This is a genomic window from Streptomyces sp. MCA2, assembly GCF_023544705.1.
Taxonomy (GTDB): Bacteria; Actinomycetota; Actinomycetes; order Streptomycetales; family Streptomycetaceae; genus Streptomyces; species Streptomyces decoyicus.
Map to the genome: position 1 here is coordinate 24,007 of NZ_JAMJFM010000031.1, position 19,205 is coordinate 43,211.

Genomic DNA, 19,205 nt, shown 5'->3' on the forward strand with positions numbered 1-19,205 from the left:
CCCCCTCATCGGCCTCGGGTGCTGTGGGAAGCTGAGCAGGTGAGACAGCAGGATCTCGACGACCTCGTCCGGCTGCGGCGGGCCCGCGACCGGATGGACCGCGACTACGCCGAGCCGCTCGACGTGCCGGCGCTGGCGCATGGCGCCCTGATGTCGCCGGGCCATTTCTCCCGCAGCTTCCGCGCCGCTTTCGGCGAGACGCCCTACAGCTACCTGATGACCCGCCGCATCGAGCGGGCCAAAGCGCTGCTGCGGCGCGGCGATCTCACGGTGACCGAGGTCTGCTTCGCGGTCGGCTGTACGTCGCTGGGCTCGTTCAGCTCGCGCTTCAGCCGGCTGGTCGGCGAGAGCCCGAGCGCCTACCGGGCCCGGAGCCATGACCAGGGCGCCGCCATCCCGGCCTGCATCGCCAAGATCCACACGAGGCCGGTCAGGAACGGAGAACCGAGCCCCGCCGCCGGGCCGTAGCGTGAACGGCATGGACATCAGGCTCTCCACCACCTTCATCGCCGTCGACGACCACGACAAGGCGATCCCCTTCTACCGCGATGTGCTCGGCCTCGAGGTACGCAACGACGTCGGGTTCGAGGGGATGCGCTGGGTGACCGTCGGGGCACCCTCGCAGCCGGACGTGAACATCGTCCTGGAACCGCCGCTCGCCGACCCGAACGCCTCAGCGGCCGACAGACAGACCATGGCGGAGCTGATGGCCAAGGGCCTGCTGCGCGGTGTCCTCTTCGCGACGGACGACTGCGATGCCACCTTCGAGCGCATCAGCGCCGCGGGCGGCGAGGTGCTTCAGGAGCCGATGGACCAGCCCTACGGCGTCCGCGACTGCGCGTTCCGCGACCCGGCGGGCAACATGCTGCGCTTCACCCAGCCCCTCCGGAAGTGAGCCCTCGGCGGGCTGCCCGGCGGTCCGTCTGACAACGGATCTTGCTTGATCGTGGCCGATGCGGCGATGTGGCGATGCGGCGATGCGGCCCGAGCAGCCGAAGCGGGGGAGCGCGGTCCGCCTACCGGCCGACGTCCAGTCGGCGGGCGCGCGCCCACTGTTCCTCGAACTCTTCCCGGCTGATCTGGAGGCCCACGAGTTCCGGGTCGAAGAGATCCACGACCGGCGGGTTGAACGGCCAGTCGTCGGGGCCGCTCCTGACCGCGGCCCCGTCCTCGGCCGGCTCCACCTGGCGGAGGCGGCGGCCGTCGGGGCTCACCTCCATCAGACAGACGGCCGGATCCTCGTCGTCCTCGTCGTTCCATCGGCGACGCAGATACACGACGTCCCTGTCCGCGAGCGCACCGAAGCCCGGACGACCGCGCTGTGCGTGACGTGTGGCGCGCAGGCCGTCCAGACCCGGAGGCATCCGCGGGGCGTCGATGTCGACTTCCTCCAGCTCGCCGTCCTCTTCCTGCCGCGCCACCGTCTCCGGGTCGGTGACGACCTCGATCCACGCGAACGTTTCGAGGATCTCCCGCGCGGACCGCGCCTGGAGCCACCACCACACGCCACCCATGCCGTAGTCGTGCAGGGCGAGGAAGCGCGACTTGGGCGCGGCGTCATTACTGGTCACAGCGGTTGACGGTAACAAGTCCGTTCCTGGAGACAGGCGTTGGCCCATGACGCCAAGGGGCGTGCCGGTTGGGCGTTCCGGTTTCCGGGCCAGGCGGGCGGCGGTCGTCCTCTTCGCTCCTTCGGCAGGCGCCTCTGGACCGGTCGCCCGGTGGGACATCGACTCGGTCGACTGTGCCCGGCCCTCCGGACACCGCTCAGGGGGTTGCTTCGACGAACAGTCCCGATATATCGTTGAGGCATCGCGACCGATCAATGACAGAAAGGGAGGACGCCCTCATGCGTTCCCAAGGAAACGAACACGGACATGAGCATCGGCATGAGCACTGCGGACCCGGGCGCCATGGCGGCCGCGGCGACTTCGCGGGCGGCTGGGAGCGGCGGCGTTCCGCCTTCGGCCCGTTCGGCCCGCCTTTCGGGGGTCCGCCCTTCGGTGGCGGCCGGGGGCGTGGCGGACCGCGCGGCCGGGCGCGGCGCGGCGATGTGCGCGCCTCGATTCTGGCGCTGCTCAAGGACCGCCCGATGCACGGCTACGAAATGATCCAGGAGATCGCCGAGCGCAGCGGCGGGGCGTGGAAGCCCAGTCCCGGCTCGGTCTACCCGACGCTGCAACTCCTCGAGGACGAGGGGCTGATCGCCAGCGCCAGTGAGGGCGGCAAGAAGCTGTTCTCGCTGACCGACGCCGGGCGCGCCGAGGCCGACAGCGGTTCGGACGCCCCCTGGGAGGACGCCGGCCGCGGCGTCGACTGGGAGGCGATGAACGAGATCCGTAAGGCGGGCGGGGGCCTGGTCGAGGCGTTCCGGCAGGTGTGGGCCACCGGCAGTCCCGAGCAGCGGGAGAAGGCCATGGCCGTGGTCAACAAGGCGCGCAAGGAGCTGTATCTGATCCTCGCCGAGGAGGACTGACCCTGTGCGGGGTGGCAGGGGGAGGAGTCTTCGGGGGCCGCGCGTGCGGGGGGCTCCCGAAGGCTCAGGCGACCAGGGTGGCGAGCCTGCGCAGCGACTCGTTCAGGGCGGCGCTCGCCGAGTCCCTGAGTTTGCCGGCCATCAGTGAGACCGCGGCGCCGGTGAACGCCCCGTCGATCCGCACGGCCGTCGCCTCGCCGTCCGGGGTGAGTTCGTAGCGCATTCCCAGGTTGACGCCCATCGGGCCCTTGCCCTGGATGTCGAGCAGCCGGCCCGGCTCCAGCTCCCGGACGGTCCAGAGGACCTCCGCGGGGAAGCCCATCAGTTTCATGTTCTCCTCGTAGCCCGCGCCGACCTGGAGCGATTCCGGTCCGCCTTTGGGGAAGGCGGTGTGGGTGGCGTTCCACTCCCCGTACGAGTCGAAGTCGGTGAGCCGGTCCCAGAGCTTGTCGGCCGGCGCTTCGATACGGGCCTGCGCGGTGACTTCGGCCATGCGATCACCCCTTCGGTGACGGTCCCTGGCTGGTGCCGCGGAACGTAGCCGTACGGGGGTGAAGGTTCAATACCGATGACCGACCTTGCTGATGGGGTGTCAGGTTTTGCTGGTCGGCCCGGCAGGGGCCGGCTGCGACAGGGGGACGGCCGTCCCGTGCCCGCATGTCCGGTCTCCACGGTTCCCGCGCATCTCCTCCGTGAGGATGAGAGGTGTGCGGCCGTGCCCAACCACCGTGGGATGCGCAAATGCTCCCCGGCGGGGATGTTCCGGCGCTGGGAGGCTGGTGGGGTGGGTGCTGTGCAAAACCGTACTGCGTACAGTGGTGGCGACGGGCCCGCCCAGGAGGAGCTCGACAGCCGGCTCACCGTCGAACTCGCGACGGTCGTATCCGCTGCTCGCAGGCGGGCCACCCGTGACGGCGACCGGCAGGTCGACACCGCGCATCTGCTGCACGGCCTCCTGGAATCGGACCCCGCCGTACGCGCCGCCTTCGACGGTCCACCGCAGATCGCACGGCTGCTGGGCTACCTCGTCCAGCGCAGCATCGGCTACGGACTCCAATGGCACGGCACCATCGAGGACTCCGGCGCGGTCCCCCTGGTCGCCGAGGGCGGTGTCCCCGGATGGTCACCGGCCGCGGCCGCCGCCATGGACGGCGCACTGGACCGCGCCCATGCCGGCTACGCCACCCGCGCGGGCTGCCTGGACCTGCTGGCCGCCTTGGTGGACGACCCCGAATCCCGGGCCGTCGAGGTGCTGCGCCGGGCCTCCGTCGACACCGACCGGCTCGCCGCGCGGCTGGACGGGGAACGCCCCGGGGGCGACTGACCAGAACACCCCGGCCGGGGATGACAGGGGTATCGGGGGGTGGCACTGCTGACGGCGGCTGCCATGATGGCCGGATGCACGCGTCTTCGGGGAGCCCGGCAGGTCCATCGACCGGTCCGGGCCAGGGAACTCCAGGGTCCCGGGGGACCCAGCCGCCACCACCCGCCCTCGGGGCGAGCCGCAGCGAGGCGCCCCGGGGACGCGGCGCCGGCCTCGGCATCGCCCTGGTGTCCGCCCTCGCCTTCGGCGGTTCGGGCGTCGCCGCCAAGCCCCTGATATCCGCCGGTCTCGAACCGCTGCATGTCACCTGGCTGCGGGTGGTCGGTGCCGCGCTGGTCATGCTGCCGGTCGCCTGGCGCCACCGGGAGCTGGCGCGGCGCCGGCCCGTGCTGCTCGCGGGCTACGGGCTGCTCGCCGTCGCGGGCGTACAGGCCTGCTACTTCGCCGCGCTCTCCCGTATCCCCGTCGGCGTCGCGCTGCTCATCGAATATCTGGCTCCCGCGCTTGTGCTGGGCTGGGTCCGCTTCGTTCAGAAGCGGCCGGTCACCCGTGCCGCCGCGGTCGGGGTGGTACTGGCCGTCGGCGGACTGGCCTGTGTCGTCGAGGTCTGGTCCGGGCTGAGCTTCGACGTCATCGGACTTGCCCTCGCGCTCGGCGCGGCCTGCTGCCAGGTCGGCTACTTCGTGCTCTCCGATCACGGCAGCGACGGCGACGACACGGTGGACCCGCTGGGCGTGATCGCCTACGGACTGCTGATCGGCGCCGCCGTCCTCACGGCGATCGCCCGCCCCTGGGACATGCACTGGCCGGTCCTCGGCGGCGGCGCGGATATGAACGGCACGCAGGTGCCCGCCGTCCTGCTGCTCGCCTGGATCGTGCTGATCGCGACGGTGGCCGCCTACCTCACCGGAGTGGTCTCGATCCGCCGGCTCTCGCCGCAGGTGGCCGGGGTGGTCGCCTGTCTGGAGGGGGTCATCGCGACGGTGCTGGCCTGGGTCCTGCTCGGCGAACACCTCTCTGCGCCGCAGATCGTCGGTGGCGTGGTGGTGCTGACCGGCGCCTTCATCGCGCAGTCGGCGAAGCCGAAGGCGACCGAGACCGTGCGGGTGGCCGGAGCCGGAGCGGGGGTGGGGCCCGGGACGGAGGACGGCGCGGGCGCCGGCGCTCCGGGGGGTGGCGTGTCCCCGGCGTCCTCGGCTCCCTAGGCCTTCTGCCGCACGGCCCCAGGAGCGTTCCCGGGGCCGACTTGGCGGTCGGTTCGAGCGCGACGTAGGGTGACGATCATGCATTCCACTGTGCTGCCCCCTCCCGCCGCGTAAGGCGGGCGGCGGCCTCCGAGAAAACCCGGTTCGGGCAGGTTCCCGAGCCGTTCGTCGCTGCCTGCACACGGGACCACGCGACCACTCCACGGCGCCCCGCGCCGTCCTGGATTTCCCGGAGCACCTCTCTCATGCATGCCACTCCTTCCTCCGCCCTGCCCGTGGGCCGGGGGCTGCTCTACGTCACGTTCGCCGCGACCGCCTGGGGCACCGCGGGTGCGGCCGCCGCCCTCCTCTACCGCGGCAGTGGACTCGGTCCGCTCGCCCTCACCTTCTGGCGCACCTTCGGCGGCCTGGTCCTGCTGCTCGCCGTACGGGCGCTGATGCGCCGCCGCACCGGCACCGCCGTCGTCCCCGCCCCGTACGAGCCGCTGCGCCGGCGGATGGCCCGGGTCGTGGTGACCGGTATCGCCCTTGCCGTCTTCCAGGCCGCCTACTTCGCCGCCGTCGAGGCCACCGGTCTGGCCGTGGGCACCGTCGTCACCATGGGGGCGGGCCCCGTCCTGATCGCCATCGGGGCGCGCGTGACGATGGGGGAACGGCTCGGCGGGGGCGGGGTGCTGGCCGTCGCCGGGGCGCTGGCGGGGCTGGCGGTGCTGGTCCTCGGCGGCGACGGCGGCGCCACGGTCCGCCCGGCCGGTCTGGGTCTCGCCCTGCTGTCCGCGGCCGGCTGTGCCGCGATGACGCTGGCCACCCGGCGGCTGGGCAAGGGCGGCGGCAGCGATCCGTACGCCTCCACGATCGGTGCGTTCGCCGTCGGTGCGCTGTGTCTGCTGCCGCTCGCGGCGGTGGAGGGGCTGTGGCCCCAGGCGCACGACCTGGGACGCAGCCTCCTGCTGCTGGGCTATGTCGCGGCCGTGCCCACGGCGCTGGCCTATGGGCTGTACTTCGCGGGGCTGGCCGCGGTCCGCGCCGCGACCGCGTCCGTGATCTCGCTGATCGAGCCGGTGTCGGCCGCGGTGATCGCGGTGCTGTTCCTCGGGGAGCGGCTCACGATGGCGACGGTGATCGGCACCGGCGTGCTGCTGTCGGCCGTGGCCGCGTTGGCGGTGACGGAGGCGCGCGGGGCGGTGACGGCCGCGCGGTCCGCGGCGCCGGCGTGAGCTGAGGACGGGGACCCCGGCCGGTGGCATGCCGGCCGGGCGTCGGCGTCAGCTCATGCCCGGCCGACGACTGGCGGGGCAGGGGTGCCCGTTCAGGAGCGGGGTGTCCCGGTGGTGGTGTCGCCCACCGCCAGGCGGCGCTGCTGGTGGGTGCGGGCCGCCGCGTCCCCGGGGCCGTCCCGTTCGGTGAGGCGTTCCGAGATGCGGTGCTGGACCGCCTCGCTCCGCTTGCCTCCGTACTTGAACTTGGCACGGACCTCCCGCACTTCGAGGCGCAGACCGCGGATGCCCGAGAGCAGCCGTCCGTACGGAGGCGCATCCGCGGCGACCGGAGCCGAGCCGCCGTCCGGCTGGAAGTGGTCCAGCTGCCGTTGCAGCAGTGCCGCCTTCGCCTCCGGGTCGTCCACGACATGGGCGGTGCAGGTCAGCTGGACCGCGGCATAGAAGCTGGTCGGGACGCCGTGCTCGGGCGGCTGGTCCTCGGCCGCCTGCCAGGGGCCGGGGATGAAGGTGTAGTCGTCCACCACGCTCAGCAGCACCGTCGGCCGTTCCTCCAGCGCGCCCCAGAGGGGGTTGGGGCGGGCCAGGTGGGTGACGGCCTCGCGCCGGGACGGGTCGTAGGAGAAGTGCAGCGGTTGCAGCATGGGCGGTTCGCCGGCCGGCCCGTTGGCGGCCAACTGGCCGAAGTCATGCGTGGCGAGCCACTGTTGCCACTCGGCGTCGTCGGTGGGGGCGTCCCAGGGATGGATCAGCACGGCGGGCTCCTCAGCGGGCGGGGAGGTACGCCGGCTCGGGCGTGCCGGGTGCGAGATCGTCGGACGGTATGGGGGCGCCGTACACCGGCGCGACGGGCAGGACACCGCTCCAGTACGGCAGCGTGAGGTCCTCCGGTTCGTCGTTGGGGCCGCCGGTGCGGAGCTTGGCGGAGACGTCGCGCAGGTCGAGCCGGATGACGGCGGTGGCGGCCAGCTCCTTGGCGTTGCCGGGGCGGGAGTCCGCGGCGCGTCCGGGCAGGACATGGTCGACCAGCGCGTCGAGAGCGGCCTTCTTCTCCTCCTCGTCCGTCACCTGGTACGCCGTGCCGTGCACCACGACGCTGCGGTAGTTGATGGAGTGGTGGAACGCGGACCTGGCCAGGACGAGGCCGTCGACGTGGGTGACCGTGACGCAGACCTCCAGGCCGGGGTCCGGCGAGGCACCGGTCATCCGCAACGGGCGGGAACCGGTCGACCCGTGCAGATAGAGGCGGTCGCCGACGCGGCCGTAGAGCGTCGGCAGGACGACGGGGGAGCTGTCGCGGACGAAGCCCAGATGGCAGACGTAGGCCGCGTCGAGGATGGCGTGCACCGTCTCGTGGTCGTAGGCGGCGCGTTCGCGGGCGCGGGTGGGGGTCGTGCGTGCGGTGGGTTCGTACGCCTCGGGTCGTGCCATTGCCAACTCCATTGCACTAGTGCATAATCATGTTTGTGCTAGGAGAGTATCGGATCGAAGGGCGGCGCGCATCGGAGATTGCCGCCAGTGTCGAGCGAGCCGTCGGTGCGGGCGAGCTCCAGCCGGGCGAAGTCCTGCCGCCGCTGAGGGAGTTGGCTGTCTATCTGGAGGTGAATCCGAATACGGTCGCGGCCGCGTACCGCACGCTCCGTGACCGCGGAGTGATCGAAACCGCGGGCCGGCGCGGCAGCCGGGTCCGTCCCCGCCCCGCGAGCACGCCGCGCGAAGCCCTGCGGGTGGAGGTGCCGCCGGGCGTCCGTGACGCCTCCGACGGAAACCCCGATCCGTCCCTGCTGCCCCCTCTGGAGCGGGCGCTGGCGGCGGCCGCGGCGCGCAGCGTGCGGCGCCCCGTGCTCTACGGCACGCCTGCCGTGGACGACGACCTCGCGGCCCTCGCCCGCGCGGCGTTCGCCGACGACGGTGTGCCGGTGGGGCCGGTCGCCGTCACCAGCGGCTCACTGGATGCCATAGAACGGGTGCTGGCCGCCCATCTGCGGCCCGGCGACACCGTGGCGGTGGAGGACCCGGGGTGGGGCAGTCTGCTGGATCTCATTCCGGCGCTCGGACTGCGCCCCGCCGCCGTCGGCGTGGATGACGAGGGCCCGCTGCCGGAGCAGTTGGCGCGCGCGCTCCAGGACGGCGCCCGTGCCGTCGTCATCACGGACCGGGCGCAGAACCCCACCGGAGCTGCCGTCAGCCGCGCCCGCGCCACCGAACTCCGCACCCTCCTGGCCGCGCACCCCGGCACCCTCCTCATCGAGGACGACCACGGCCACGGCATCGTCGACGTCCCGCTCCATCCGCTCTCCGGCGTCACCGACCACTGGGTCCTGGTCCGCTCGACGGCCAAGGCGTACGGCCCGGATCTGCGCCTGGCGGTGCTCACCGGCGACGCACTGACCATCGACCGGGTGCGGGGCCGTCAGGGCCTCGGGCCGGGCTGGATCAGCCATCTGCTCCAGGACACGGTCCTCCACCTGTGGCGGACGTCCGCGGTCGACCCGAAGGCGGTGGCCGAGGCGTACGGCCGGCGGCGCGATGCCCTCATACGGGCGCTGGCGGAGCGCGGAGTCCGCGCGCGCGGCCGCAGCGGTATGAACGTGTGGGTGCCGGTCCCGGACGAGACCGGTGCGGTGGCCCGGCTCCTGCACTCCGGCTGGGCGGTGGCCCCCGGCGCACGCTTCCGCCTCCAGTCCCCGCCCGGCATCCGCATCACCGTCTCCACCCTCTCCGATGACGACATCACCCCGGTCGCGGACGCCGTGGCCGCGGCCACCGGCGTGGGGGAGGTGCGGCGGTACGAGTGAGGGCTGGGAGGCGTACGGGCCGAGGGGCCCTCGCAAGGTGGTCACGGCCGGTCGTCGGGTGTCCTGTCCTGTGCCTGCGCGCAAGGACCCCGGCGCCGGTAAGTGGCCAGGGTCCTCGGTGCGTTGTGCGCTTGGGTGTCGTCAGTCCGTGGTCGTGCCGGGCCGGGGGAGCGACGGGCTGCTCGGGCGGGGCTTGCTCTGGGTGAGGGCGGCGCCGGCCAGGACGATGAGGGCGCCGACCGGAGTGTTCCAGCTCAGCTGTTCGTGCAGGAGGGCCACTCCGGCCGTGGTGGCGATCACGGGGATGAAGTACGTGACCATCTGGGCGGTGGTGGGGCCGACCTCGGCGACCAGGCCGTACTGGAGGAGGAAGGCGAAGCCGGTGCCCAGGGCGCCGAGTGCGAAGACGGCGAGCAGCGGGATGACCGGGTAGGCGGCGGGTGCGGTGGTGAACAGCGGGGTCACGACGGCCAGTTGGACGGTGGCCAGCAGCAGCTGGGTGCTGGACATGGACAGGTGGGAGTGCCGGCTGCCCGCCAGGGTGCGGCGGACGTAGATCCAGCCGATGGCGTAGCAGAGCGAGGCGCCCAGTGCCATCGCGGTGCCCGTGAGATCCGTGCCGGAAAAGCCCTGCCAGGCGCCGAGCACGGTGAGCACGCCCAGGAATCCGATGCCGAGGCCCGCGACCCGGCGCCGGCTGGGGCGGTCCTCGGAGAGTGCGACGACCGACAGCGCCATGCCCCACAGCGGGGAGGTGGCATTGCAGATGCCGGCCAGTGTGGAGGGGATGGTCAGCTCGGCGTAGGCGAAGAGGGAGAACGGCAGCGCATTGAGGAAGAACGCGGCGACGGTGAGGTGGGCCCAGGTGCGGGGCGAGCGGGGGAGCCGCTCACGCTTGATCACGAGCATGGCCAGCAGCACCAGCGCACCGAACGCCACCCGGCCCAAGGTCACCTGGAGCGGGGCGAAGCCCTGGGTGCCCACCTTGATGAAGAGAAAGCTGAAGCCCCAGACGAGGGAGAGGGCGGCGAAGCGGATCGGCCAGCCGTGGGCCCGGCCGGTGGCCTTCGGGAGTGTCGCCGCGGTGCGCGGCGCGGCGGTCGAGGCTGCCGCGGTGTGCTCGTCGGCAGTGGGGAGGGCAGTCGTGGCCGGGGAGTTCGTGGGGTCGGCTGAGGCGGTGGGTGCGCCGGTGGCGGTGCTCATGCCGTCCACGATGCGGCGTACAACTTTGAAGCACAAGCGAGAATTCGTGGCGGGTATCGCTTAGCATTGCTTATATGTTGAACCTTGATCGCCTGCGGACGCTGAGTGCGGTCGCCCGGCACGGCTCCGTGAGCGCCGCCGCCGACGGACTGCATGTGACGACCTCTGCCGTCTCCCAGCAGATCGCCAAGCTCGAGCGGGAGACCGGACAGCAGCTACTGGCCAAGAACGGCCGCGGGGTGCGGCTGACCGACGCCGGACGGCTGCTCGCCGACCATGCGACGCGCATCCTTTCCCAGGTCGAGCTGGCCCAGGCCGAGCTGGAAGCGCATCGCGGCCAGGCGGTGGGCGAGCTGCGGCTGGGCGCGTTTCCCACCGCTGCGCGCGGGCTCTTCCCGGCCGCGCTGGTGGCTCTCCGTGCCGAGCACCCACAGCTGCGGGCGCGGCTGACGGAGATGGAACCGGACGAGTCGGTACGCGGCGTGGTGCGCGGCGATATCGATCTGGCCGTCGTCCTGGACTGGTACAACCGGCCGCTGTCGTTGCCCGAAGGGCTGGCGAAGGCGCCGCTCCTGGACGACCCGGCCGATGTGGCGATGCCGTCCACCCATCCGCTGGCCCGACGCCGGTCCGTGGAGCTGGAGGAATTCGCGGACGAGGAGTGGATCTCCTGGCCGCAGGGGGAGTTCTGCAATGAATGGCTGATGTTCACGCTGCGCAGCAAGGGCATTGAGCCGCGCGTCGCACATATGGCGGAGGAGCACGGCACTCAGCTCGCCCTGATCGCGGCCGGGCTGGGGGTCGCGGTGGCTCCGCGCCTTGGCCGCGGGCCGGTGCCGGAGGGGGTGAGCGTGGTGCCCGTACGCCATACGATGCGCCGTCATGTCTATGCCATCTGGCGCGCGGATGCCGACCGCAGGCCCTCGATCCGTGCCGCCGTGGGGGCGCTCCGCGTGGCGGGGAAGGGCGTCGAGAGCAGCTGAGGCCGGTGCCTCCGGCCGGCCTCAGGCCGGTGGGACGATGCCGCGGATGACGCCCAGTTCCCGCAAGTCCTGTGGGCGGATGCGGAGTTGGTCGGCGGTGTCATGGATCTGCGCTTCGTCGCGTTTGAGGATGGCCGCGGCCAGCTCCGGGGCGATCACGGAGAAGTAGCTGTCCGGTGTCGCCCAGAGCCGGTCCGGTGCGGCCAGGGCCAGCGCGCCGCCCGAGCCGCCTTCGCCGATGAGCAGGGAGGTCACGGGAACCTGGGCGGTGGCGAGCGCGGCGAAGGCATCGGCGATGGCCGCGCCGGCGCCGGCCTGCTCGGCCGCCGCGTCGTTGGCGGCGCCCGGGGTGTCCACGAGGGTGAGGACCGGGATGCCCAGCCGGTCGGCGAGCCGGACGAGCCGGGCGGCGGTGCGGAAACCGGCCGGGCGGGTGGCCGTGCCGCACTGGGCGGCGAAGGCGATCGTGCGCCCGTCACGATGCCCGAATCCGCACCGTATCCCGGGGTCGACACCGCCACAGCGGTCGCCGCTGATCTCTTCCCGGACGTCGAAGTACGCGCGCAGATACGCCTCGGCGCGCGGCCGTGCTGCCTCACGGGCCCGCACCACCGCATCCCAGCCGGTCTCCGGCAGCTCGGGCACTCCCAGCGCAGCCGGCGGGGGCGCCGGGGCCACGGCGCGAGTACGGGACTCCGGCGGCGGGCACAGCAGTTGCAGCCAGCGCTGGAGCGTGGCGCGCAGCCGGTCGGGCGGGACGACGGCGTCGATATGGCCCGAGGCGAGCTGCCCCTCGGCGGAGTAGGCGTGGGGATCGGCGTCGGGGGGCCGCACCCGCGAGCCCGCGAAGCCGATCTGTGCTCCCGGGAGCGCGAGGATGACATCGGCGCCCGCGCCGAGGGTGGCCCAGCCCCCGCCGGTCGTGGGATCGCGCAGCACGGCGATCTGCGGCAGCCCCGCGGCACGGTTCAGCGCCGACTGCCGTGCCACCCGCTGGAGTTGGGTCAGCGCGCGCATCCCTTCCTGCATCCGGCTGCCGCCCGTGGCGATCAGCGAGACGACCGGCAGACCGCGCTCGCGGGCCAGGGTGTAGGCGGCCTCCAGACGGTCGCCGGTGCGCTCACCGAGGGAGCCGCCGAGATAGCGGAACTCGAAGGAGAGCACGACCGTTTCCCTGCCGCCTATCGTGGCCAGGGCTGTGACCACCGACTCGTCCTCGCCGGTCCGGGAACGGGCGCGGGCCCGCGCGTCGTCGTAGCCGCGCCAGCCGAGCGGGCCGTCCGGTGCGGAGGGTGCCGCGGCCGATGTGCGATGGCCGCCGGGAACGGCCGTCTCGGTGTACGTATCCGCCACGGCCGCGATGGCTTGACGAGCCGTCAGCCGGGCACACGGCATCGTCGAGGCAGGCGAGGCAGGCGAGGCAGGCGAGGCAGGCGAGGCAGGCGTCCGGTTGTCGGGCGCGTCCTCGTGGGCCGCGCCCCGGCCGTCGTCCCCGCCGTGGCGCCCGCCCCCGGGTCCGTTGCCGGCAACGGACCCGGCCGCGCCGTCTCCGTCGTTACGCACGGAGCTCACGCTTCAGGATCTTGCCCATGTCATTGCGCGGCAGGGCGTCCAGGAAGTGCACGGTGCGGGGGCGTTTGTGCGGCGCGAGCTGGCGGGCGACATGATCGGCGAGTTCCTGGCCGGTCGGCGGCGGGCCGGCGTCCGGGCCGGTCTCGGCCACGATCCACGCGACGATCCGCTCGCCGAGGTCTTCGTCCGGAGCGCCGGTGACGGCCGCCTCGGCGACCGCGGGGTGGGCCAGCAGCGCATTCTCGATCTCACCCGCGCCGATCTTGTAACCGCCGCTTTTGATCAGGTCGGTGGCCTTGCGGCCCACGATGCGGTAGTTCCCGGAGGTGTCCCTGACCGCCATGTCGCCGGTGCGGAACCAGCCCCCGTCGAAGGCGGCGGCGGTGGCATCGGGGCGGTTGAGGTACTCGACGAAGAGGTTCGGGCCGCGGACCTGGATCTCGCCGACCGTCTCGCCGTCGTGCGCCTCGATCGCCTGGCCCGCGTCGTCGACCAGCCGGACGTACACCCCCGGCAGCGGCACCCCCACCGTGCCCACGGCATCCGGGCCGTCCGCCCGCACGCTGGTGTTCATGAGCGTTTCCGTCATGCCGTAGCGCTCGATCACCCGTCGGCCGGATGCCGCGGCGATCCGCTCATGATCGGTCAGCGGCAGCGCGGCCGAGCCGGAGACCAGCAGCCGGGCACGGGAGAGCGCCTTGGCGAGTGCGGGGTCCTCGCCGGCCTCGGCGGCCAGGCGGTGGTACATCGTCGGTACGCCGAACAGCATCGTGCCGTCCGCGGACAGCTCCCGGGCCACCGCGTCGGTGCTGAAGCGCCCCAGGTGGTGGACGCTGCCGCCGCGGCGCAGCGGTCCGAGGATGCCGAGGATCAGGCCGTGGACATGGAAGAGCGGCAGGGCGTGGACGAGGACGTCGTCGGCGGTCCACTGCCAGGCGTCCTCCAGGGCGTCGAGGGTGTGCGCAACGGCGCGCCGGGGGAGGACCACGCCCTTGGGCGGCCCGGTCGTACCGGAGGTGTAGACGATCAGGGCCGGAGCCTCGTCGCCCGGTTCGTACGGAAGCGGGGCCGGCTCGGCGTCCTCGGGCGGCTCCGCGGCCTCGATGTCGAGCCGGGACAGTGCGGCGAGCGGGCCCGGCAGCTCGGCGCCCGGCTCGGCCAGGACGAGGGACGGGGCGCTGTCCGTCACGATGTGCGCCAGCTCGCTCTCGCCGATCTTCGGATTCACCGGGACCACGGCCACACCGGCGAGCAGCGCGGCCACCACACCGACCGAGGTCTCCAGCGTCGGCGTCGCCCAGACGGCGATACGGCTCTGACCGGCGATCCGCTCGGCGAGCGCACCCGCCACCGACGCCAATTGGCGATAGCTGAGACTGCGGTCGCCGAAGCGCAGCGCGGGTGTGGGCGAAGCGTCGCGCAGCGCGGGGAAGAGCACGTTCACCGGATCTCCTTCGTCCTCGTCGGAGCCCGGCCCGTCGCGGCCGGGCCGTCCCGTTCCCGCACCTGCCGGTGCCGAAGGGGCTGACCCACACCACTCTCGCAGAGACCACTGACAACGCGATCACATCCGGGGGACCGATCCGTTCCGCCCGCGGTGATCGACCCCACACCCGCCTCCTCACACCCGCCTCCTCACACCCGCCCCCTCACACCCGCCCCTCACTCCCCCCACACCTCCCCGCTCTCTCACCCCGCTCTCCCGCCCCGACCCTCACCCCGGGATCTTGCGGAAGTCCCACGACGCGACCGACTCCGGCGTCAGACGCAGCCACGCATGGCGGCCGTCGTGCGGCATCCGGGACATCCCGAAGTACTTCTCCGCGAACAGCCGCTCCGGGGCGTCGAGCGCGGGGCACGGCTCGCCGGTGCGCGGAGCCTCGCCGACGAAGTCCGCGTGGCCCGTCAGCTCGGCCCCGCGCAGCTCGTCGTATGCGTGCCCGTCGTCGACGACCACCGCGATCCGCGGGTCCTTGCGCAACTGGGCCCACCGCTTGCTGTGGGTGATCGAATACAGCCACAGCGCCGTGCCGTCCCAGACGAACCACAGCGCCCCGACGTGCGGGGCGCCGTCGCCACCGACCGTCGCCACCCGGCAGGTGCGCTGCGCCGCGAGGAACGCGTCGAGCTCGCCCTGCGTCATCATGATCCGGCGCCCGCGCCGCTGTGTCTCGGCCATCCGTCATCGCCCTCCGCCGTGTGCCCCCGCTCGTGGGGCACTGACCCGCCTGCCTGACACCGACCCTTACCTGACTGAGTGTCAGAAATCATGAGGGCTCTTCCTGGTGTGCGCAATGCCCGGTACTCTCGCCCGGCTCGGACCGGCCGGTACATCAGGTCCGGCAGGAAATCAGCCCAGGCCGGGCATCGGCTCCGGCAGGGAAGCATGCCCGGCAGGAAAACGAGCCCGGGTACGTCCGGCAGGGAAACGAGTCCGTCAGAGGGGGATGCGATGTCTTCGGGCGCCGCACGGATCGTCGAGCAACTGGCCCCGGCGTCGACGGTGCTGCTCACCGTCGAGTGCCAGCGCGGTGTGGTGGGTCCGGACAGCGCGCTGCCCGAACTTGCCGACGCGGCCCGTAAGTCGGGGGCGCTGGCGAATGTCGCCCGGCTGGTGGCGGCCGCCCACGAAACCGGCGTCCAGGTGCTGCATGCCGTGGCCGAACGCCGTCCCGACGGCCGCGGCGCCAGCCACAACGCCCGCCTCTTCAAGGCGGCCGAGCGGCTGCCCGTTCAGCAGCTCACGGGTTCCACCGCGGTGCGCATCGCCGATCCGATACCCGTCTCCGGGGACGATCTGGTGGTGCGCAGACTGCACGGCCTCTCGCCGATCGCCGGCACCGATGTGGACGCGCTGCTGCGCAACTTCGGGTGCCGGACGCTCGTCGTCACCGGGGTGTCGGCGAATGTGGCGATCCCCAATGCGGTGTTCGACGCGGTCAACCTCGGTTACACGGCCGTGGTGCCCGCGGACGCCATCGCAGGGGTGCCATCCGACTACACCCCTGCGATGGTCCGCAACACCCTCGCTCTGGTCGCCACCGTCACCACCACCGATGACCTTCTGACCAGCTGGAGGCGACCGCGCCGTGGCCGCTGACCCGGGCGGCGGGCGGCCGGGGCCGACCGGGGGCGGGCCGCCGGGGACGGCCCGTTCCCTCAGCCCAGGGTGACCGAGCCGCCCTTCACGTTCACCTTGGCGGGCGCCAGCCCCTTGGTGGCGGGGCCCTTCTTCACGCTGCCATCGGTGATGTCGAACTTGCTGCCGTGACACATGCAGTTGATGGTCCCGCCGGTGACCTCGCCGACGACGCAGCCCGCGTGGGTGCAGATCGCGGAGAACGCCTTGATGTCGCCGTCCTGAGGCTGGGTGACGACGACCTTGTCGGCCTTGAAGATCTTGCCGCCGCCCTTGGGGATCTCCGAGGTCTTGGCGAGGATGGTGCCACCGCCCCCACCACCCCCGCCGGCGGCGCCGTCGCCCCCACCGCTCGCCCCTGAACTGCCGGCCTGATCGCCACCCTCAACCTTGGAAGCGCCGCTCCCCGCGTCCGCCGTGCTGCCGCCACAGGCCGCGAGCGCCGCCGTCAGCCCGGCCGCGCCGACCGCCGCGACGACGGTCCGCCGCGCCGCTCCGCGCCCCGCCGTCTGGCCGGTCTCCTCCGTCACCGCTTCGGTCTCCGTCCGCTCCGACGCTGCCTGTCGAGCCATGGTGTGCCTCCGGTTCTTGGTGGTGCCTTCGGTGCGCGTTGTGCTCAAGGTCGTTGCACAGGGTCCATACGGGGGGACGGCCCCGCGTGTTCAACGCGGGACGCGTTCCTTTCCCCGAAGCGAAAAAGCCGACGGCGAACCGCCCGGACGAAAGGCCGCGGGTGAGCCGCCGCAGGGGGAACGGGCGAGGTGGACGGGCGCGAGGGGGACGGGTGCGAGGGGAACAGGCGAGGGGGCCGCCGAGCCCCGAAACGCCCGGGTGAACCGCCAGGGCCCTCAGTCCCCTCACCCGCCTCAGTCCCCGTCGACGCGCCTCTCCAGCGCGTCCAGCAGGAAGTCCCGCTGGAAGTGCAGCAGCTGCTCGTTGACCGCGTCGCCGGCCGGCAGATGCGTGGCGCCGGGCAGCGGGAGCACGCTGTGCGGTTTGCCCGCCGCCAGCAGCTCGGCCGAGAAGCGCAGGGTGTGCGCGGCCGCCACATTGTCGTCCGCGAGCCCGTGGACCAGCAGCAGCGGGCGGCGCAGCAGATGGCCGCGGCCGGTCAGGGAGGAGCGCACATAGTTCTCCGGCTGCTCCTCCGGGTGGCCCAGGAACCGCTCCTTCCAGTGGGTGTCGTACAGCCGCTGGTCGGTGGGCGGGGCGCCGGCGACCGCGGCGTGGAAGATGTCGGGATGGTGCAGCACCGCGGCCGCTGCCAGGAACCCGCCGAACGACCAGCCGCGGATCGCCACCCGTGTCAGGTCCAGATCGCCGAAGCGCGCCCCGGCCGCCCGCAGCGCGTCCACCTGGTCCTCCAGCGCGGGCGTGAGCTGGTCGCCGTGAATGGTCTTCTCCCAGGCCGGGCCCCGGTTCGATGTTCCGCGCCCGTCCACCACCAGCACCGCGAAGCCCTGCTCGGCGAACCACTGCGACACACAGGTGAACCACCCCCGGGCCCGTCCCACGAGCTGCATGGCCGGGCCCCCGTACGGGTCGAGGAGCACCGGCAGCTTCCCGGCGCCCTCCCTGTGCCATGACGGCAGGAAGAGCGCGCCACGCAACTGCCGCTCGCCGAGAATGAGATGGAGCGGACGCGGGGTGACCGAAGGCTCCTCGGCGAGCGACGCGAGAGTCTCGTACGGCACCTCCCCGGCCGACCCTGCTTCCCTAGCTGACCCCGCTTCCCCGGCCGACCCCGCCTTCCCGGCCGATCCCGTGCTTGTGCCTGTGTCTGCGCCCGTGCCTGCGTCTGCGCCTGTGCCTGTGCCTGTGCCTGCGCCCGGTTCCGTTCCCCGCAGTACGCCCACTTCATTGCCCCGCGGCGTCACCCCCGCCAGGACCACAGTGCCGCCCCGCCCCACGCCGCTGTACCTGCCGGGGCCCCGGCTCAGCCGGCGGCTGCCGTGGCCGGGCTCATGGCACCACACATGGGTCTCCAACGGGTCCGCGCTCGCGGTGAACAGCACCCGCTCGCCCTCGACCCCGAGGACCGCGCACAGCTGAAGCCCCTCCGGGGTGACCCGTCGGCCGCCCACGGTCAGATACCGGGTGTCGCCGTCGTCCTCGGGGAGCACCAGGGCCCCCGATGCCGTACGGGCCGGGGTGCCGTCGATGAGCTGCACCCATGCGGGGTCGGTCCGCTCATGCAGCACCTCGGTGGCCCCGGTCGCCGGATCGACCGAGAGCGTACGGACTATGCGCTGGTCACGGCTCTGTACGGCGAGAAACGGGCCGTGCGCATCCCAGCCGGCGTCCACCAGGTACTCGTACGCCTTGCGGTCCCAGTCCACGTCGACCCGTTCCCCCTCCAAGGAGAGGAGCTGCACGGTGACCTCCGCATTGGAGGTGCCGGCCGCCGGGTACGGGATCGCCTGCGGCGGCTTCGTCGGGTCGGCCGGATCGCTGACGTAGCGCCGTTCCACCGGGCTGGTGTCGACCCGGGCCACCAGGACGTGGCGGCTGTCCGGCGCCCACCAGTAGCCGCGCAGCCGGTGCATGGACTCGGCGGCCACATATTCGGCGAGTCCGTAGGAGACCTCCGGGCCCTCGGCGCGCGCCAGTTGACGGTCGGCGCCGGTCAGGTCGACGACGTGGAAGGAGCGGCGGCTCACATAGGCGATGTGCCGGCCGTCGGGGGAGGGGCGGGGGTCGACCACCGGACCGGCCGCGGGGACGGAGAACGGCACGCCGCCGTCGGTACGTACCGCCCACAGGGCTCCGGACAGTGCGAACGCCACCACACGGGCGGCGTCGTCCGTCGCGTAGGACACCACGCCCACGGACCGCTCACGGGCCCGCTCCCGGAGCAGCCGCTCCTCCTCGGGGACCGGCCCGGTACCGGCCCCCACCAGGAGGGCCGGATCCGCCACCAGCCGTTCCGCGCCGTCCTCGTACTGCCACAGCCGGCCGACGGGATCGGTGCCCGAGACCGTTCGGACGAAGAGCACCCGGCTGCCGTCGGGGGAGACGGTGAAATGCCTGGGCACGCCGAGGGAGAAGCGGCGACTACGGGCGAATTGGCGCGGGAAGGCGGCGGAATTCGTGGAATCCGTGGAGTTCGTGGAATCCGTGGAGCTCGGGGTGTGCGCGGAAGGCACGGTGCTGCGGTGCAAGGTGCTGTCCTCCAAGGTGCTGTCGTCCAGGATGCTGAGGGTTCCGGTCGGCAGTGGTTCGGGTACGGCGATCCCTGGGGGGAACATAGGCATATCCGGGATTCACGGAAAAGGCCGTGCCGCGACG

At 72.6% G+C, this 19,205-nt stretch carries 19 protein-coding genes; 9 read left to right on the forward strand and 10 right to left on the reverse strand.

All coding sequences use genetic code 11. The annotated features are described in order from the left end of the window. Window positions 1–39 precede the first annotated feature (39 nt). Window positions 40–468 carry a helix-turn-helix transcriptional regulator gene (locus M8I34_RS24405; protein WP_250052425.1) on the forward strand — a complete coding sequence of 143 codons (429 nt, stop codon included), beginning with the start codon at window positions 40–42 and terminating at the stop codon, window positions 466–468. 10 nt (window positions 469–478) lie between these two features. Further along, window positions 479–895 (forward strand): VOC family protein, encoded by a 417-nt coding sequence (locus M8I34_RS24410; protein WP_244416289.1) that lies wholly within the window; start codon window positions 479–481, stop codon window positions 893–895. 121 nt (window positions 896–1,016) lie between these two features. On the opposite strand, the gene M8I34_RS24415 is transcribed toward M8I34_RS24410, so the two are convergent. Next, the gene (locus M8I34_RS24415) at window positions 1,017–1,571 is read right to left on the reverse strand and encodes a hypothetical protein (RefSeq protein ID WP_250052427.1); all 555 of its coding nucleotides are present in this window, start codon (window positions 1,569–1,571) and stop codon (window positions 1,017–1,019) included. A 278-nt stretch (window positions 1,572–1,849) separates the two neighbouring features. Between M8I34_RS24415 and M8I34_RS24420 the strand changes: the two genes are divergently transcribed. Then, window positions 1,850–2,476, forward strand: coding sequence for a PadR family transcriptional regulator (locus M8I34_RS24420; protein ID WP_030983722.1), 627 nt, complete (start codon window positions 1,850–1,852; stop codon window positions 2,474–2,476). 64 nt (window positions 2,477–2,540) lie between these two features. On the opposite strand, the gene M8I34_RS24425 is transcribed toward M8I34_RS24420, so the two are convergent. Further along, complete coding sequence (locus tag M8I34_RS24425; RefSeq protein WP_244416293.1) at window positions 2,541–2,969, reverse strand: SRPBCC family protein; 429 nt, start codon at window positions 2,967–2,969, stop codon at window positions 2,541–2,543. A 300-nt stretch (window positions 2,970–3,269) separates the two neighbouring features. Between M8I34_RS24425 and M8I34_RS24430 the strand changes: the two genes are divergently transcribed. From M8I34_RS24430 to M8I34_RS24440, 3 genes are all read left to right on the forward strand, one after another. Then, window positions 3,270–3,800: a Clp protease N-terminal domain-containing protein gene (locus M8I34_RS24430; RefSeq protein ID WP_250052428.1), complete on the forward strand. Its 531-nt coding sequence runs from the start codon at window positions 3,270–3,272 to the stop codon at window positions 3,798–3,800. Between the two features lie 74 nt (window positions 3,801–3,874). Beyond that, on the forward strand, window positions 3,875–5,005 hold the full coding sequence (locus tag M8I34_RS24435) for a DMT family transporter (RefSeq protein WP_250052430.1): 1,131 nt from the start codon (window positions 3,875–3,877) through the stop codon (window positions 5,003–5,005). Window positions 5,006–5,250: 245 nt separating this feature from the next. Next, entirely contained in the window at window positions 5,251–6,222 is a 972-nt protein-coding gene (locus M8I34_RS24440; protein ID WP_250052432.1) for a DMT family transporter, read from the forward strand. 92 nt (window positions 6,223–6,314) lie between these two features. Here the strand turns inward: M8I34_RS24440 and M8I34_RS24445 are convergent, their stop codons facing one another. Together M8I34_RS24445 and M8I34_RS24450 are read right to left on the reverse strand one after the other, a co-directional pair. Next, window positions 6,315–6,977, reverse strand: coding sequence for an FMN-binding negative transcriptional regulator (locus M8I34_RS24445; protein WP_250052433.1), 663 nt, complete (start codon window positions 6,975–6,977; stop codon window positions 6,315–6,317). Between the two features lie 10 nt (window positions 6,978–6,987). Continuing rightward, window positions 6,988–7,653: a pyridoxamine 5'-phosphate oxidase family protein gene (locus tag M8I34_RS24450; protein WP_250052435.1), complete on the reverse strand. Its 666-nt coding sequence runs from the start codon at window positions 7,651–7,653 to the stop codon at window positions 6,988–6,990. A gap of 35 nt (window positions 7,654–7,688) precedes the next feature. Between M8I34_RS24450 and M8I34_RS24455 the strand changes: the two genes are divergently transcribed. Then, window positions 7,689–9,020 (forward strand): aminotransferase class I/II-fold pyridoxal phosphate-dependent enzyme, encoded by a 1,332-nt coding sequence (locus tag M8I34_RS24455; protein WP_250052437.1) that lies wholly within the window; start codon window positions 7,689–7,691, stop codon window positions 9,018–9,020. A 141-nt stretch (window positions 9,021–9,161) separates the two neighbouring features. Here M8I34_RS24455 and M8I34_RS24460 read toward each other — a convergent pair whose 3' ends face one another. Further along, window positions 9,162–10,223, reverse strand: a complete 1,062-nt coding sequence (locus M8I34_RS24460; protein WP_250052439.1) for a DMT family transporter — start codon at window positions 10,221–10,223, stop codon at window positions 9,162–9,164. A 74-nt stretch (window positions 10,224–10,297) separates the two neighbouring features. Here M8I34_RS24460 and M8I34_RS24465 point away from each other — a divergent pair, with 74 nt between their 5' ends. Beyond that, a complete protein-coding gene (locus M8I34_RS24465) occupies window positions 10,298–11,206 on the forward strand; it encodes a LysR family transcriptional regulator (protein WP_030084883.1) in 909 nt (302 codons plus the stop codon). Between the two features lie 21 nt (window positions 11,207–11,227). Here the strand turns inward: M8I34_RS24465 and M8I34_RS24470 are convergent, their stop codons facing one another. From M8I34_RS24470 to M8I34_RS24480, 3 genes are all read right to left on the reverse strand, one after another. Then, entirely contained in the window at window positions 11,228–12,601 is a 1,374-nt protein-coding gene (locus tag M8I34_RS24470) for a carboxyl transferase domain-containing protein (protein ID WP_250052567.1), read from the reverse strand. Between the two features lie 160 nt (window positions 12,602–12,761). Continuing rightward, window positions 12,762–14,222, reverse strand: a complete 1,461-nt coding sequence (locus M8I34_RS24475) for an acyl-CoA synthetase (RefSeq protein WP_250052441.1) — start codon at window positions 14,220–14,222, stop codon at window positions 12,762–12,764. Window positions 14,223–14,492: 270 nt separating this feature from the next. Then, on the reverse strand, window positions 14,493–14,957 hold the full coding sequence (locus tag M8I34_RS24480; RefSeq protein ID WP_250052444.1) for a pyridoxamine 5'-phosphate oxidase family protein: 465 nt from the start codon (window positions 14,955–14,957) through the stop codon (window positions 14,493–14,495). A gap of 273 nt (window positions 14,958–15,230) precedes the next feature. Here M8I34_RS24480 and M8I34_RS24485 point away from each other — a divergent pair, with 273 nt between their 5' ends. Next, window positions 15,231–15,878, forward strand: a complete 648-nt coding sequence (locus M8I34_RS24485) for an isochorismatase family cysteine hydrolase (protein ID WP_250052446.1) — start codon at window positions 15,231–15,233, stop codon at window positions 15,876–15,878. Window positions 15,879–15,937: 59 nt separating this feature from the next. On the opposite strand, the gene M8I34_RS24490 is transcribed toward M8I34_RS24485, so the two are convergent. Beyond that, window positions 15,938–16,489 (reverse strand): Rieske (2Fe-2S) protein, encoded by a 552-nt coding sequence (locus M8I34_RS24490; RefSeq protein WP_250052448.1) that lies wholly within the window; start codon window positions 16,487–16,489, stop codon window positions 15,938–15,940. 294 nt (window positions 16,490–16,783) lie between these two features. After that, complete coding sequence (locus M8I34_RS24495) at window positions 16,784–19,171, reverse strand: prolyl oligopeptidase family serine peptidase (RefSeq protein ID WP_250052450.1); 2,388 nt, start codon at window positions 19,169–19,171, stop codon at window positions 16,784–16,786. Between the last annotated feature and the right edge of the window lie 34 nt (window positions 19,172–19,205).